Genomic DNA, 14,845 nt, shown 5'->3' with positions numbered 1-14,845 from the left:
CGCCGTGGGTGTCAGGCGGGGCGCGTTCCTCTACCGGAGGCGTTAACGGGGGGCCCCGCCTTTCACCCGGCGGCCGGCGACGATGTCGACCACGGCGGCGACCAGCGCCAGCACGATGATGCCGGCGGCGAGCAGCAGCGAGTGCCGGAACGCCACCGACCAGTCGCCCCGGTTGTCGGCCAGCGTGGAGAAGAACAGCGCGCCCACCGCCGCGATGCCGGCGGCCGAGCCGATCCGCTGTCCGGTCTGGAGCATGCCGGCGCCGCTGCCCGCCATCGGCACCGGCACCTCCGACAGCGTGAGCGTCTGGTTGGGCGCGATCACCAGGCCGCTGCCCAGCCCGGCGACGAGCAGCGGCAGCGCGGTACGCAGCGGCACGTGCTGGTGTGGTCCGCCGGTCAGCACCAGGTCGGTGGCGACCAGCCCGACCACCACGGCGAGCAGCCCGATCGCGACCAGCGGCCGGCCGTACCGGGTCACCACCCGCCCGCCCAGCGCGGAGGCGACCGCCGAACCGAGCGCGAACGGGGTGATGGCCAGGCCGGCCACAAGCGCGCTGTAGCCCAACCCGATCTGGAGGTACAGCGTGAAGATGAAGAAGATCGCGGTGAAGCCGGCGAAGTAGATCAGCCCGATCAGCGAACCCAGCGTGTACGAGCGCAGCCCGAACAGTCGCAGGTCGAACAGGGGTGTGGTGTGCCGGGCGTACCGGCGTTCCCAGAACGCGAAGCCGGCGAGCAGCAGCAGGCCGAGCGGGATGAGCAGCCACTTGGTCGACCCCCGCCACTGCTCCCGCTGCACCAGCGGCAGCAGGATCACGGTGACCCCGACGCCGAGCAGCAGCACGCCGACCGGGTCGAGCCGGTGCCGGTCGGGCTGCCCGGCGGGCCGGGCGGGCATCAGCCGCCAGCCGAGCACCATCGCGACGATGCCGACCGGGATGTTGACGAAGAACACCCACCGCCAGCCGTGCTCGGCGCCGCCGAGCTGGATGAGCAGCCCGCCCAGCAGCGGCCCGACCGCGGTGGAGATGCCGATGGTGGCGCCGAGCAGCCCGAACGCGCGTCCCCGGTCGGCGCCCCGGAAGAGCTGCTGGATCATGCCGCTGACCTGTGGGTTGACGATGCCGGCGGCGGCGCCCTGGACGAGCCGGGCGACGATCAGCCAGGTCGCCGACGTGGCCAGCCCGGCGAGCGCGCTGGTCAGCGTGAACAGTCCCACCCCGACCACGAACGCGGTCCGCCGGCCGCGCGCGTCGCCGAACCGCCCGGCCGGCACCAGCACCAGGCCGAACGTCAACGCGTACCCGGACAGCACCCACTGCAGGTCGCTCGGCGTGGCGTGCAGCGCCCGGTCGATCGACGGGACGGCGACGTTGACGATGCTGACGTCCAGCAGCGTCATGAACGCCGCGACCAGGCCGACGCTCAGTGCCCGCCAGCGACGCCGCTCGTCGTACCCGGTGTCCGCCGCCGGCGTCGACGGCCGGTCCCCACTCATCGTGCCCCCCACAGACCGTCGATCACGCATCCCCGATCGCTACCCGGACCCCGGTGGGGCAAACGAGGCGGTCAGGCCGTTTGGCGCGCGCACCAGCGGGGCCCGAAGTCCAGGCCCGTCATCGGTGAGTCCTCGCGGTGCAGCAGTCCCCGCTCGGTGAGCGTGTGCAGCGGCTCGCGCAGCTCCTCCTCGGTCATCTGGGTCTCCTCGGCGATCAGGTCCGGGTAGGGGACGTGTCCCCGCGCCTCCAGCGCGGACACCGCCTGGTACACCCGTTCCTCGACCGCGGACAACTGGACCTGAGGCATCGCTTCCCTCCTCGGCGTGGACCGTCCGACCGCCGGACGGTCGGCGACCGGCGCTTACCCGGGCGACCGGCGATGATGCCCACCCGATCGAGGGTCGTGTCGGGCCACCCGGCCCGCCGGTGCCCTAGGCTGCACCGGTGATCATCTGGGATCTCGTCGTGGTCGGTGGCGGGCCCGCCGGCCTCTCCGCCGCGCGTGCCGCGGCCCGGGCCGGCGTGCGGACGTTGGTGGTCGAGCGGGCCACCCACCCCCGGTACAAGACGTGCGGCGGCGGCCTGATCGGCACCTCGTTGGCCGAGGCCGGCGACGTGATCGAGGTGCCCGCGCAGGACCGGGTCGACCGGGTCACGTTCACCCGGGACGGGCGACGCGCGTTCACCCGCCGCCACGGCGCGCCGGTGATCACGATGATCCGCCGCGAGGAGTTCGACGACCGGCTGCGCGCCGCCGCGGTGTCCGCCGGCGCCGAGGTCCGCGAGGGCGTCGCGGTCCGCGCCGTGGAACAGGACCCCGACGAGGTACGCCTGCGGCTGGCCGACGGCGAGGTGGTGCGCGCCCGTGCGGTGGTCGGCGCGGACGGCTCCTCCGGGGTGACCGCCCGACACGTCGGGGTGCGCTTCCGTCAGGTCGATCTGGGGCTGGAGCTGGAGCTGCCGGTGCCCGCCGTCGAGCGGGACCGCTGGCGGGGCCGGGTGCTGCTCGACTGGGGCCGGGTCCCCGGCTCGTACGCCTGGGTCTTCCCGAAGGGCGACCGGCTCACCGTGGGTGTCATCTCCGCCCGCGGCGACGGCGAGCGGACCCGCGCCTACCTGCGCGACTTCGTGGCCCGGCTGGGGCTGTCCGGGATCGCGCCCGAGCACGACTCCGGTCACCTGACCCGCTGCCGCGCCGACGACTCCCCGCTGCGCCACGGCCGGGTGCTCGTCGTCGGTGACGCGGCCGGCCTGCTGGAGCCGTGGAGCCGGGAGGGCATCAGCTACGCGTTGCGGTCCGGCCGGCTGGCCGGCGCGGCGGTCGCCGGCGGTGACCTGGACGCGTACCCCCGGGAGGTGGCGCGGCTGCTGACGCCGGAGATGCGGGCCGGGCACCGGCTGCTGGACGCGTTCGAACGGCGACCGGACGTGTTCCACGCGATGCTGGCCAGCCCGCTCGGCTGGCGGATGTTCGTCCGGTTCTGTCAGGGGCGGATCGGCTTCGCCGAGGCGCTCGACCGGCGGCCGGTACGGGCCGGGCTGGCGCTGATCGACCGCCTGCCCCCGGTCAGGGGACGATGACCGCCCGCCCGTGGATGTCCCCCCGGCGCAGCGCCTCGTACGCCTCGGGCGCCTCGTCCAGCGGGAACGTCCGCACGTCGGCGTGCAGCCGGCCGTCCCGGGCCAGCGCGATGACCTCCTGGAGTTCGGCGCGGGTGCCCCAGAACGGCGCCACCACCGCGGTCTCCAGCGGCACCGGGGGCGGCGCGTCGGCGACCGGCCGGACCGGCAACGTGCCCCCGGCCAGGCCGACCAGCAGCAGTTGACCGCCGGTGGCGACGACCTGCCGGGCGGTGTCCAGGGTGGGCTGCGCGCCGACGAAGTCGAGCACCACGTCCGCGCCGTCCGGCGGCGGTCCGACCAGTTCGCGGATCTTCTCCACCGCGTCCGCGCCGGCCCGCACCACGTGGTGGGCGCCGAGCCGGTCGGCGAGGTCCAGCGCGGCGACGTTGGTGTCCACCGCGACGATCCGCACCGCGGTGGTGGCGACCAGGATCTGGAGCGCCATGTGCCCCAGCCCGCCGATGCCGATCACCACGCAGGTGGTGCCGGGGAGCAGCCGGGGCCGGGCCAGCTCCACCGCGTGGTACGGGGTCAGCCCGGCGTCGGTCAGCGGCGCGGCCTGGGTCAGGTCCATCTCGCCGACGTGCAGGAGCCGGGACGCCGGCACCACGACGTGCTCGGCCAGCCCGCCGTCGCGGCTGAGCCCGATGCCACCGACCGGGGTGACCCGGCAGCGGTTCTCCTCGCCGCGCAGGCAGGCCCGGCACCGGCCGCAGCCGATGATCCCGTAGACCGCCGCCCGGTCCCCGGGCGACCAGCCGTCCACGCCGGAACCGGCGGCCTCCACCGTGCCGGCGATCTCGTGGCCCAGGGTCATCGGGGTGGGGAACAGCCCCGCCTCGGCGTCGAGGATGTGCAGGTCGGAGTGGCAGGCGCCGACCGCGCCGACGCGCAGCAGCACCTCACCGGGGCCGGGCTCCGGGGTGGGCACCTCGGTCAGCTCCAGCACCCCCGGAGCGGTCATCCGTACCGCGCGCATCGTCGCCCTCCCGCCTTGTCGTCGACGACCGTCGCGGCGGCATACCCGCACCGTCTCGGTTGATACCGCCGCCGGTCGGGCGTGGCGCACAATGCGGGCATGAGCGAACCGGTCACGTCGTTCACCGACGACGAGTACGCGTTCCTGCGGCATGTCCGCTTCGGCGAGCTGCCCGCCCCGGTGCGTCCGGAGGAGCGAATGGAGTCCGCCGAGACCGAGGTCCCACCGGGCCGGCCCGACCCGGCCGGCGGCGAGTCGGAGTGGCACCTGAGAGCCGGCGGCTGACGGAGCGGACTCCGCCAGCCGCCGGGGCGACTCAGAAGACCGGCACGCCCTCGCGGACCAGCTTCCAGTTCGGCACGAAGAAGTCGGCCGGGTCGATGGTGCCCTTGGCCTGCGCCCAGTCAATCAACAGCTGGCGGATCTCCTGCTGCGCGTTGTAGACCTGCGTCTTCACGATGCCGGGGAAGTTGCCGCCGCCGCTGCGCCGGTAGTTGTTCACCGCCACCACGAACTGCGCGTCCGCCGCGACCGGCGTGTCGGTGCCGGCCAGCACCAGGCGGGTGATCCGCTGGCCGACCGGCTTGGAGATGTCGATGTCGTAGTCGACGCCGGAGAACACGTCGTAGTTGTAGTCCGGCACGGCCGGGTCGCTGATCGTCTCCGGGTCGACCGCGGCGCCCACCGGCACCGTGACGAAGTACTTCGCCGAGTACTCCAGGTACGCCTTCACCTCGGCGCCGGTCAGCACGACCGCCTCGAGCGTGTTGTCGTAGACGTAGAGGCCGGCCACGTCGCGGATCCGCACGTCGCCCTGCGGGAAGACCGCGGTGCGGCTGAACGGCGCGGCGATCGACAGCACCGGCAGGCCGGCGTACGCGCCGCCGGCCAGCGCCTCGGTGACCACCTCGGTCTGGACGTGGTTGATGAAGTCCAGGATCGGGGTGTCCTTGTAACGGGACTCGGCGGCGGACAGCTCCACGCTCGACCGCGCGACCACCCGGTTGACGTACTCGACCGTCTTGGCGTGCTGGCCGCGCACGGCCGCGAGCACCGCCGGGTCCTCGACCACGGTGTTGGTGTTCAGCGTGGTGGCCGACGAGTCGACGACCTTCCAGCAGCCCTTCTCCCGGGTCAGCGTGAAGTCCATCCGGGTGAGGCGCTGGCCCCACTTCGACGGCTCGGAGGTGAGCACCGCCTTGCCGGTCTTCAGGTTGGTGACGAACTTCTCCGGCACCTCGTTGTGGGCGTGACCGAAGAGGATCGCGTCGATGCCGGGCACCTGCTCGGCGATCAGCGCGGTCGGGTTCTCGTTCGGCAGCTCGGGGCCGTAGCTGGAGGTGCCGCTGTCCCCGCCGTGGGCGGAGATGATGACCACGTCGGCGCCGCGCCGGCGCATCACCGGCACCCACTTCGCCGCGGTGGCGACCATGTCGGCGAAGACCAGCCGGCCCTCGACGTTGGCCTTGTCCCAGATGGCCACGCCCGGGTTGGTCAGGCCGAGGATGCCGACGCGCAGCTTCGGCGCGCCGTGCCCGCCGAGCCGGACCTCCTTGATCACGTACGGCAGGAAGGCCGGCTTGCCGGTCTTCTCGTTGATCGCGTTCGCGGCGAGCGCCGGGAAGCCGAGCTGCTTGATCCAGGTGGCCAGCAGCGGCAGGCCGTAGTTGAACTCGTGGTTGCCGAGCGTGACGGCGTCGTACCGCAGCACGTTCATCGCGTTGGCCATCGGGTGCGTCTCACCGGTGCTGGTGATCGGCTCCTGCTTGGCGTAGTAGGTGGCCAGCGGCGTGCCCTGGATGGTGTCGCCGGCGTCCAGGACCAGCGTCGCCCTGCCCGTGCGCTCCGCCCGAATCTGGTTGACCAGGGTGGCCAGCTTCGCGACGCCGACGTCGTTGTGCTTGCTGTCGTCGAACTCGGCGTCCTTGTAGTAGTCCCAGTTGTAGACGTTGCCGTGGGTGTCCGAGGTGCCGAGGACGGTCAGGTCCCAGGTCTTCGGCTGCTTCGGCTTCGCCTCGGCGGGCGCGCCGGCGAGCAGCGGAGCGGTCGCCGCGGCGGCGGCGACGGCCAGCACCTGGCGGCGCGAGGCGCCGGAGGAGGAGGTCATGAGGTGCCTTTCCATGGGGGTGGGCGCCTCGTGGGCGCCGTTGCGCACCATAACCACCGCCTGTCACGTACGCCACCACACCCCCAAGTGTTTCCGATCCCGTCACCCACCGCTGTTTTTCGGGGACCCGCCGGGGTTGGGGCGCTGATATGACCGAGGACCAGTACACCCAGCAGGACCCCACCGGGCAGTACGGTCAGCAGCAGGGGCAGGCCGCGCAGCAGCAGTCCACCCCCGGCTCGACGCAGGAGATGGGCCCGAAGCCGGATCATGGCGCGGAGTCTTCTTCGCCTCCCAGGAGTCCAGCTACGTCACCGGCGAGATCCTCGGCGTCACCGGCGGCAAACCGACGAGGTGACCCGTCGGTGCGCCGTCCGGTCCCGCCGCGTCAGCGGGGCCAGACGGACAGCCGGCGGCGCACCTCGGCGATCCGGGCCGCGTCCAGGCCGTAGCGGCGGAACCGGCGGTCGGCCAGCCCGTCGAGGTAGCGGCCGGCCGCCCGGACGTCCACGTCCTCCAGCGCCGGATCCACCTGGCGGGCCAGCTCCAGCATCTCGGCCACCGGGTACCGGTCCAGCGCGGCGGCGACGTCGATGTAGTCGCGTACCTCCCGGCGGTTGACCAGCGCGGCGGTCTTGTTGGCCAGCAGGTCCCGCACGTCCATCACCGGGCCGAAGTCCATCACCACCGGGCTGCGGTGCCGGTCCAGCCGGGCCAGGCTGAGCCGGATCTGCCGCTCGCCGCGGCTCACCACGAAGTCCCGCAGGTCCCGGTCGAAGCCGTCGAACACCTCGCCCAGGCCGTCCGGATCCGCCTCGTCCACCCGGTAGCCGGCCCGTTCCAGCGCGGCGCGCACGTCGGCCGCCGCCGCGGCGGCGGCGCCCTCCACGTCGGCGAACAGGTCCACGTCTTCGGTCGGGCGGGTGACCAGGCCGTGCGCGGCCCAGGCCACCCCGCCGCCGAGCACGAACCGGTGCGGGCCGGCGGCGGCGAGCGCCACCCGGGCCACCTCCCGGTAGAAGTCGTGCGGATGTGTCACGCGGTACGCAGGCTCCGGTGCCGGCCCTCCCAGGCCAGGCGTACGCCGCGGGGCAGGTTGAGCAGCGGCCACACCCGGCGCAGCGTCGGAGCGTGGATCAGCTCCCGAAGGTCCGTCACCCGGGTGGTCTCGCGCAGCACGTTCTCGTACATCCAGAGCAGCTCGTCGGGGTCGGCGAGATCGAAGGCGCGTTCGCTGTTCCACATCAGGCGCACCGGCAGCTCGACGATGCCCCCGGTGGGGCCGGCCAGCTCGTCGAGCGTGCGCGGGACCACGGCGGGACGCCCGGGCCGGGCGAGGTACGCGCTGGCGGTGGCCGACATGCCATGAGGGTAACCCCTGACCGGCGTGTCGAGTGCCAAGGTCGGTGACCGGCGTCACGACGACCGGCGGAAGAACGGTCGCCCCGGTACCGTTGTGCAGAGCGTCGGTGTGACCAGTGTCCCCGGGCCTCACCTAAATTGCCTTCGCGGAATACCGTTCGGCTGGAGCCGCGTCGCGCCACTCGCCGAGAGGCGACCTGCACACCGACGCCCAGCGCCGCCCCGGCCCACCCGGCCGGGGCGGCGCTGTTTCCCGCTCGACTCGCGGGCGCCGGACGGCTGGCCTAGTGTGCAAAGGGTCAGCCGATCTTCGAACGGGGAGGGGCGCCCGGGTGGGTCTGAAGACGTTCATCCAGGGGTGGCCGGTCTACCGGCAACTCACCGGCACCGACCCGCTGGGGCGTGGCGCCGCCGCCCAGTCGGCGCGTTCCGCCGAGCTGACCGCCCGCACCGAGACCGCCGACGGCGTGGCCCGCTCGGTCTGCCCCTACTGCGCGGTGGGCTGCGGGCAGCGCGTCTTCCACTCCGAGGGCCGGGTCACCCAGATCGAGGGCGACCCGGACAGCCCGATCTCCCGGGGCCGGCTCTGCCCGAAGGGTTCCGCCAGCAAGAGCCTGGTGACCAGCCCGCTGCGCCAGACCAAGGTCCGCTACCGCCGGCCGTACGCGACCGACTGGGAGGATCTGGACCTCGACGTCGCGCTCGACATGATCGCCGACCGGATCCTCGCCGCCCGCGCGGAGACCTGGGAGGACGTGGACGACGAGGGGCGCCCGCTGAACCGGACGCTCGGCATCTCGAGCCTGGGCGGCGCGACGCTGGACAACGAGGAGAACTACCTCATCAAGAAGCTGTTCACGGCGATGGGGGCGCTCCAGATCGAGAACCAGGCGCGGATTTGACACTCCGCCACCGTCCCCGGTCTGGGGACCAGCTTCGGTCGCGGCGGCGCGACGGACTTCCAGCAGGACCTCGCCAACGCTGACGTCATCGTCATCCAGGGCTCGAACATGGCCGAGGCCCACCCGGTGGGCTTCCAGTGGGTGATGGAGGCGAAGAAGCGCGGCGCGAAGGTCTTCCACGTGGACCCGCGGTTCACCCGCACCAGTGCGCTCGCCGACACGTACCTGCCGATCCGGGCGGGCACCGACATCGCGCTGCTCGGCGGCGTGGTGCGGTACATCCTGGACAACGAGCTGGACTTCCGGGAGTACGTGCTGGCGTACACCAACGCGGCGACCATCGTCAGCGAGCAGTTCGCCGACACCGAGGACCTGGACGGGCTCTTCTCCGGCTACAACCCGGAGACCGGCTCCTACGACCACGCGAGCTGGCAGTACGAGGGGCACGAGGGCAGCACGAAGATCCGGGGCACCGGCAAGGAACGTGACTCGGCCTCCGGGCTGGAGCACGAGTCGCACGGCGAGCCGGTGTCGGCGCAGACCCGGCGGGACGAGACGTTGCGGCACCCGCGCTGCGTCTACCAGATCCTCAAGCGGCACTTCGCCCGCTACACGCCGGAGATGGTGGCCCGGGTCTGCGGCATTCCGGAGGAGAAGTTCCTGGAGCTGGCCCGCGCCTGGACGGAGAACTCCGGCCGGGAGCGCACCGGCGCCCTGGTCTACTCGGTCGGCTGGACGCAGCACAGCATCGGCGTGCAGTACATCCGCACCGGGTCGATCATCCAGACGCTGCTGGGCAACATGGGCCGGCCGGGCGGCGGCATCCTGGCGCTGCGCGGGCACGCCAGCATCCAGGGCTCCACCGACATCCCGACGTTGTTCAACCTGCTGCCCGGCTACCTGCCGATGCCGCACCACGCCGACCACCCGACGTTCGACAAGTGGGTGGACAGCATCCGGCACCCCGGCCAGAAGGGTTTCTGGGGCAACTCGGGCGCGTTCGCGGCCAGCCTGCTCAAGGCGTACTGGGGTGACGCGGCCACGCCGGAAAATGACTTCTGCTACGGCTACCTGCCCCGGATGACCGGCGACCACGGGACGTACCAGCAGGTCCTCAACATGATCGACGGGCACGTGAAGGGCTACTTCCTGCTCGGCCAGAACCCGGCGGTCGGCTCCGCGCACGGCCGGGCCCAGCGCCTCGGCATGGCCAACCTCGACTGGCTGGTGGTCCGCGACCTGTTCCTGATCGAGAGCGCCACGTTCTGGAAGAACAGCCCGGAGATCGCCACCGGGGAGATCGTGCCGGAGGAGTGCCGCACCGAGGTGTTCTTCCTGCCGGCGGCCTCGCACGTGGAGAAGGAGGGCACCTTCACCCAGACCCAGCGGCTGTTGCAGTGGCGGGAGAAGGCCGTCAACCCGCCCGGCGACGCCCGCTCCGAGCTGTGGTTCTTCTACCACCTCGGCCGGGTGCTGCGGGAGAAGCTGGCCGGCTCCACCACGCCCCGGGACCGCGCGCTGCTGGATCTGACCTGGGACTATCCGACGCACGGCGGGCACGCCGAGCCGAGCGCCGAGGCGGTGCTCAAGGAGATCAACGGCTACGACGTCGCGACCGGCCGTCCGCTGAACGCGTTCGCCGAGGCGAAGGACGACGGCTCCACCGCGATCGGCTGCTGGATCTACACCGGCGTCTACGCCGACGGGGTGAACCAGGCGGCCCGCCGCAGGTCCCGGCACGAGCAGGACTGGGTGGCCGCCGAGTGGGGCTGGGCCTGGCCGGCGAACCGGCGCACGCTCTACAACCGCGCGTCCGCCGACCCGGAGGGCCGGCCGTGGAGCGACCGCAAGAAGTACGTCTGGTGGGATCCGGACGCCGGCGAGTGGACCGGCTACGACGTGCCGGACTTCGAGAAGACCAAGCCGCCGTCGTACCGGCCGCCGGACGACGCCTCCGGCCCGGAGGCGCTCGCCGGTGACGACCCGTTCGTCATGCAGGGCGACGGCAAGGCCTGGCTGTACGCGCCGAGCGGCGTCCTCGACGGCCCGCTGCCGACGCACTACGAGCCGGCCGAGTCGCCGATGCGCAACCCGCTCTACGGGCAGCAGGCCAACCCGACCCGCAAGATCTACGAGCACCCGGTGAACCGGATCAACCCGAGCCCGCCGGAGCCGCACAGCGAGGTCTTCCCGTACGTGTTCACGGTCAGCCGGCTCACCGAGCACCACACGGCCGGCGGGATGAGCCGGACGGTGCCGCGCCTGGCCGAACTGCAACCGGAGATGTTCGTGGAGGTGTCCCCGGAGCTGGCCGCCGAGGTCGGGCTGACGCATCTCGGCTGGGCCCACCTGATCAGCGGGCGGGCCGCCATCGAGGCGCGGGTGCTGGTCACCGACCGGCTCACCCCGCTGCGGGTGGACGGGCGGATCATCCACCAGGTGTGGCTGCCCTACCACTTCGGCAGCGAGGGCCTGGTCACCGGCGACTCGGCGAACGACCTGTTCGGCATCACGCTGGACCCGAACGTGCTCATCCAGGAGAGCAAGATCGGCACGTGCGACATCCGGCCGGGCCGGCGGCCCACCGGGCCGGCGTTGCTCGACCTGGTCGGCGACTACCAGCGGCGGGCCGGGATGACCGCGGACCGGAAGGTGCCGATCGTGACCACCGACGTGTTGGGCGGCGAGAACGCGGCCGGCAGCACCGACGAGCAGACGCCCGAGGCCGCGGCGCGCGACGGAGAAGACCATGCCTGACGCCAACAGCCTGTACGGACCGCTCGACCCGGCCCCGGACGCCGGGTGGACGCAGGCGCCGCCCCGGATGGGCTTCTTCACCGACACCAGCGTCTGCATCGGCTGCAAGGCGTGCGAGGTCGCCTGCAAGGAGTGGAACGGCGTCCCGGACGGGGGCTTCGACCTGCTCGGCATGTCGTACGACAACACCGGCGCGTTGACCGCGAACTCGTGGCGGCACGTGGCGTTCATCGAGCAGCCCCGCCCGGCCGGGCACCGGACGCCGCCGTTCGCGGGCGACCCGACGGGCCCGACGACCGGCAGCCCGACGTCGGCGGCGGTGGGCGCCGGCACCGCCACCGACACCGGCACGAACCCGGGCCTGCCGGCGGGGCGCGGCGAGCCGGCGGCGCGGATGGCGGCCGGCCCGGAGTTCCTCGGCATGCCCGGCGCGCAGCCACCGGGGCGGGGCACCGGCGCGGAGAGCCGCACCGACTTCCGCTGGCTGATGATGTCCGACGTCTGCAAGCACTGCACGCACGCGGCCTGCCTGGACGTCTGCCCGACCGGTTCGCTGTTCCGCACCGAGTTCGGCACCGTCGTGGTGCAGGAGGACATCTGCAACGGCTGCGGGTACTGCATCTCCGCCTGCCCGTACGGCGTGATCGACCAGCGCAGGGACGACGGCCGGGCGTGGAAGTGCACGCTCTGCTACGACCGGCTGGGCGCCGGCATGACGCCGGCCTGCGCGCAGGCGTGCCCCACCGAGTCCATCCAGTACGGCCCGCTCGACGAGTTGCGGGACCGGGCCGCCCAGCGGGTCGCCACGCTGCACGAGCGCGGCGTGCCGGAGGCCCGGCTCTACGGCCACGACCCGACCGACGGGGTGGGCGGCGACGGCGCGTTCTTCCTGCTGCTCGACGAGCCCGAGGTGTACGGGCTGCCGCCGGACCCGGTGGTCACCACCCGGGACCTGCCGAAGATGTGGAAGCGTGCCGGCCTGGCCGCGTTGGCCATGGCGGCGGCCACCGTCGCCGCGTTCGTCGGAGGATCGTCGTGAGCCCGGACCGCCCGGTGGGTGCCCTGTTCCGCCGCTTCCGCGACCGCCTGGCCGCCGACCGGACCGCCGTGGGCCGCACCGACGCCGGCGCCCGCGACGCGGGGCTGACCCCGCCCCGCGACACCGCGCCCACCGCCCGTCGCCGAGGCGGCGGCAAGGGCGGCGGCCGGGGCGGCGAGCAGCTCACCGTGCCCCCGGCGGAGTTCACCTCCTACTACGGCCGGCCGGTGCTCAAACCGCCGGTGTGGCGGTGGGACATCGCCGCGTACCTCTTCACCGGTGGGCTCGCCGCCGGCTCCTCGATGCTGGCCGCCGGCGGGCAGCTCACCGGCCGGCCGGCGCTGCGTCGCGCCGGCCGGGTCACGTCGCTGGCGGCGGTGAGCGCCAGCGCGTACTTCCTCATCAACGACCTGGGCCGGCCCAGCCGCTTCCACCACATGCTGCGGGTGGCGAAGGTGACCTCGCCGATGTCGGTGGGCACCTGGATCCTCAGCGCGTTCGGCCCGGCCGCCGGGCTGGCCGCGATCGCCGAGGTCGCGCCCCGCCTGCCGGAGCGCGGGCTGCTCGGGCTGGGTCGTCGGCTGCTGCCCCCGACCGGGCACGCGGCCGGTCTGGTCGCCGCCGTCACCGCGCCGGCGCTGGCCACGTACACCGGGGTGCTGCTGGCCGACACGGCGGTGCCGTCGTGGCACGAGGCGTACCCGGAACTGCCGGTCATCTTCGCGGGCAGCGCGCTGGCCAGCGGCGCCGGCGTCGGGCTGCTGGCCGCGCCGCCCGGGCAGGCCGGCCCGGCGCGGCGGATGGCGGTCGCCGGCGCGGCGCTGGAGCTGTGGGGCGCGCACCGGGTGGAGAACCGGCTGGGCCTGCTCAGCGAGCCCTACGCCGACGGCACGCCCGGGAGGCTGCTGCGCGCCGGCCGCGCGCTCACCGCCGCCGGGGTGGCCGGCGCGCTGGTCGGCCGCCGCAGCCGGCTGCTCTCCGCCGCCTCCGGCGGCGCGTTGCTCGCCGCCGCCGTCTGCACCCGCTTCGGCATCTTCCACGGCGGCGTCGCCTCGGCGCGGGACCCGAAGTACACGGTGGTGCCGCAACGCGAGCGCGCCGACCGGCGGGCCTGACGCCTCCCCGGGCGGCCGGCGGGCCGCTGTGGTTGACTGCTGCGTGGAGGCGTTCAGGCGGCTGGTGCCCCTCCCGGTCTTCAAAACCGGTGTGGTCCGGGACCCGGGCCAGGCGGGTTCGATTCCCGTCCGTCTCCGCCACACCGTCCCCGGGGGAGCGTGCGATGCGTGAGGTGGACCCGCGTCGGCGGGTGCCGCGCACCGACGCGTTGCTCGCCGACCCGGCGCTGGCCGCCGCCGCCGGCACTATCGGCCGCGACCGGGTCAAGGCCGCGATCGTCGCCGCCCAGCACCGCGCCCGCCGCGGCGAGATCACCCCCGATCAGGTACGCGACGCCGCGCTGGCCGACCTGCCCGGGCGGACGCCCCGGCCGGTGCTGAACGCCACCGGCGTGGTGCTGCACACCAACCTGGGTCGGGCCCCGCTCGCCCCGGCCGCCGTGGACGCGCTGGTCGCCGCCGCCGGGCACACCGACGTGGAACTCGACCTGGCCACCGGCCGGCGGGCCCGGCGCGGCCGGGAGGCGCTGGACGCGCTCGCCGCCGCCGTGCCCGACGCCGCCGCCGTGCACGTGGTCAACAACGGCGCCGCCGCGCTGGTGCTGGCCGCCACCGCGCTCGCCGCCGACCGGGAGATCGTGGTCAGCCGCGGTGAGCTGGTCGAGATCGGCGACGGGTTCCGCCTGCCCGACCTGCTGGCCAGCACCGGGGCCAGGCTGCGCGAGGTGGGCACCACCAACCGCACCGGCCGGGCCGACTACGCCGCCGCGATCGGCCCGCGCACCGGCTTCGTGCTCAAGGTCCACCCGTCGAACTTCGTGGTCACCGGCTTCACCGCGGCGGTGCCGGTGGGGGAGCTGGCCACCCTCGGGGTGCCGGTGGTCGCCGACATCGGCTCCGGTCTGCTCCGGCCGGACCCGCTGCTGCCCGACGAGCCGGACGCCGCGACCACGCTGCGCGCCGGCGCGCACCTGGTCACCGCCAGCGGCGACAAGCTGCTCGGTGGGCCGCAGGCCGGCCTGCTGCTCGGCGCCGCGGATCTGGTGGAGCGGCTGCGCCGGCACCCCCTCGCCCGGGCGTTGCGGGTGGACAAGCTCACCCTCGCCGCGCTCGCCGCCACGCTGCACGCGCCGGCCACCCCCACCGGGGAGGCGCTGCACGCCGACGCGGGCCGGCTGCGTGCCCGCACCGAACGGCTGTGTGACCGGCTCGGCGCCGACGGGTGCAAGGCGGAGGTGGTGCCGGTCGCCGCGGTCGTCGGCGGGGGCGGCGCGCCCGGGGTGGAGCTGGACTCGTGGGCGCTGAGCCTGCCCGAGCGCTACGCCGTGCCGCTGCGCACCGGCGACCCGGCGGTCCTCGGCCGGGTGCTGCACGGCCGGCTCCTGCTGGACCTGCGCGCCGTGCCGGTCGGCGACGACGACCGCGTGCACGCCGCGATCCTGCGCGTGGCGGGCTGAGCA

At 73.8% G+C, this 14,845-nt stretch carries 12 protein-coding genes and 1 tRNA gene; 7 read left to right on the top strand and 6 right to left on the bottom strand.

The features are described from left to right. Positions 1 to 42 precede the first annotated feature (42 nt). Both ACZ6O5_RS14075 and ACZ6O5_RS14070 read right to left on the bottom strand, forming a co-directional pair. Positions 43 to 1,500, bottom strand: coding sequence for an MFS transporter (locus tag ACZ6O5_RS14075; protein ID WP_465977188.1), 1,458 nt, complete (start codon positions 1,498 to 1,500; stop codon positions 43 to 45). Positions 1,501 to 1,571: 71 nt separating this feature from the next. Continuing rightward, on the bottom strand, positions 1,572 to 1,808 hold the full coding sequence (locus ACZ6O5_RS14070; RefSeq protein WP_465977186.1) for a hypothetical protein: 237 nt from the start codon (positions 1,806 to 1,808) through the stop codon (positions 1,572 to 1,574). 137 nt (positions 1,809 to 1,945) lie between these two features. Between ACZ6O5_RS14070 and ACZ6O5_RS14065 the strand changes: the two genes are divergently transcribed. Continuing rightward, positions 1,946 to 3,082 (top strand): geranylgeranyl reductase family protein, encoded by a 1,137-nt coding sequence (locus tag ACZ6O5_RS14065; RefSeq protein WP_465977184.1) that lies wholly within the window; start codon positions 1,946 to 1,948, stop codon positions 3,080 to 3,082. Here ACZ6O5_RS14065 and ACZ6O5_RS14060 read toward each other — a convergent pair. After that, positions 3,069 to 4,103 carry an NAD(P)-dependent alcohol dehydrogenase gene (locus tag ACZ6O5_RS14060; protein WP_465977182.1) on the bottom strand — a complete coding sequence of 345 codons (1,035 nt, stop codon included), beginning with the start codon at positions 4,101 to 4,103 and terminating at the stop codon, positions 3,069 to 3,071. The two genes, ACZ6O5_RS14065 and ACZ6O5_RS14060, sit on opposite strands and share 14 nt — an antisense overlap. Positions 4,104 to 4,202: 99 nt before the next feature. Between ACZ6O5_RS14060 and ACZ6O5_RS14055 the strand changes: the two genes are divergently transcribed. Beyond that, entirely contained in the window at positions 4,203 to 4,388 is a 186-nt protein-coding gene (locus ACZ6O5_RS14055; RefSeq protein WP_465977180.1) for a hypothetical protein, read from the top strand. A gap of 31 nt (positions 4,389 to 4,419) precedes the next feature. Here ACZ6O5_RS14055 and ACZ6O5_RS14050 read toward each other — a convergent pair whose 3' ends face one another. From ACZ6O5_RS14050 to ACZ6O5_RS14040, 3 genes are all read right to left on the bottom strand, one after another. Next, positions 4,420 to 6,210: a bifunctional metallophosphatase/5'-nucleotidase gene (locus tag ACZ6O5_RS14050; protein ID WP_465977178.1), complete on the bottom strand. Its 1,791-nt coding sequence runs from the start codon at positions 6,208 to 6,210 to the stop codon at positions 4,420 to 4,422. 388 nt (positions 6,211 to 6,598) lie between these two features. Next, positions 6,599 to 7,249 carry a nucleotidyl transferase AbiEii/AbiGii toxin family protein gene (locus ACZ6O5_RS14045; RefSeq protein WP_465977176.1) on the bottom strand — a complete coding sequence of 217 codons (651 nt, stop codon included), beginning with the start codon at positions 7,247 to 7,249 and terminating at the stop codon, positions 6,599 to 6,601. Beyond that, on the bottom strand, positions 7,246 to 7,572 hold the full coding sequence (locus ACZ6O5_RS14040) for a hypothetical protein (protein ID WP_281941358.1): 327 nt from the start codon (positions 7,570 to 7,572) through the stop codon (positions 7,246 to 7,248). The genes ACZ6O5_RS14045 and ACZ6O5_RS14040 overlap by 4 nt, the downstream gene beginning before the upstream one ends. A 332-nt stretch (positions 7,573 to 7,904) precedes the next feature. On the opposite strand from ACZ6O5_RS14040, the gene fdh reads away from it, so the two are divergent. From fdh to selA, 5 genes are all read left to right on the top strand, one after another. After that, complete coding sequence (gene fdh, locus ACZ6O5_RS14035) at positions 7,905 to 11,231, top strand: formate dehydrogenase (RefSeq protein ID WP_465977174.1); 3,327 nt, start codon at positions 7,905 to 7,907, stop codon at positions 11,229 to 11,231. Beyond that, a complete protein-coding gene (locus ACZ6O5_RS14030) occupies positions 11,224 to 12,270 on the top strand; it encodes a 4Fe-4S dicluster domain-containing protein (RefSeq protein WP_465977172.1) in 1,047 nt (348 codons plus the stop codon). Before fdh ends, ACZ6O5_RS14030 begins: the two co-directional genes overlap by 8 nt. Further along, positions 12,267 to 13,385, top strand: coding sequence for an NrfD/PsrC family molybdoenzyme membrane anchor subunit (nrfD, locus tag ACZ6O5_RS14025; protein WP_465977170.1), 1,119 nt, complete (start codon positions 12,267 to 12,269; stop codon positions 13,383 to 13,385). Before ACZ6O5_RS14030 ends, nrfD begins: the two co-directional genes overlap by 4 nt. A gap of 45 nt (positions 13,386 to 13,430) precedes the next feature. Continuing rightward, positions 13,431 to 13,526, top strand: a tRNA-Sec gene (locus ACZ6O5_RS14020). 23 nt (positions 13,527 to 13,549) lie between these two features. Then, entirely contained in the window at positions 13,550 to 14,842 is a 1,293-nt protein-coding gene (selA, locus tag ACZ6O5_RS14015; protein WP_465977168.1) for an L-seryl-tRNA(Sec) selenium transferase, read from the top strand. The last annotated feature ends 3 nt before the right edge of the window (positions 14,843 to 14,845 follow it).

This window comes from Micromonospora sp. NPDC049201 (assembly GCF_055586805.1).
The sequence above is the reverse complement of the archived record's forward strand: the minus strand, read 5'-3'. Positions and strand labels throughout refer to the sequence as shown.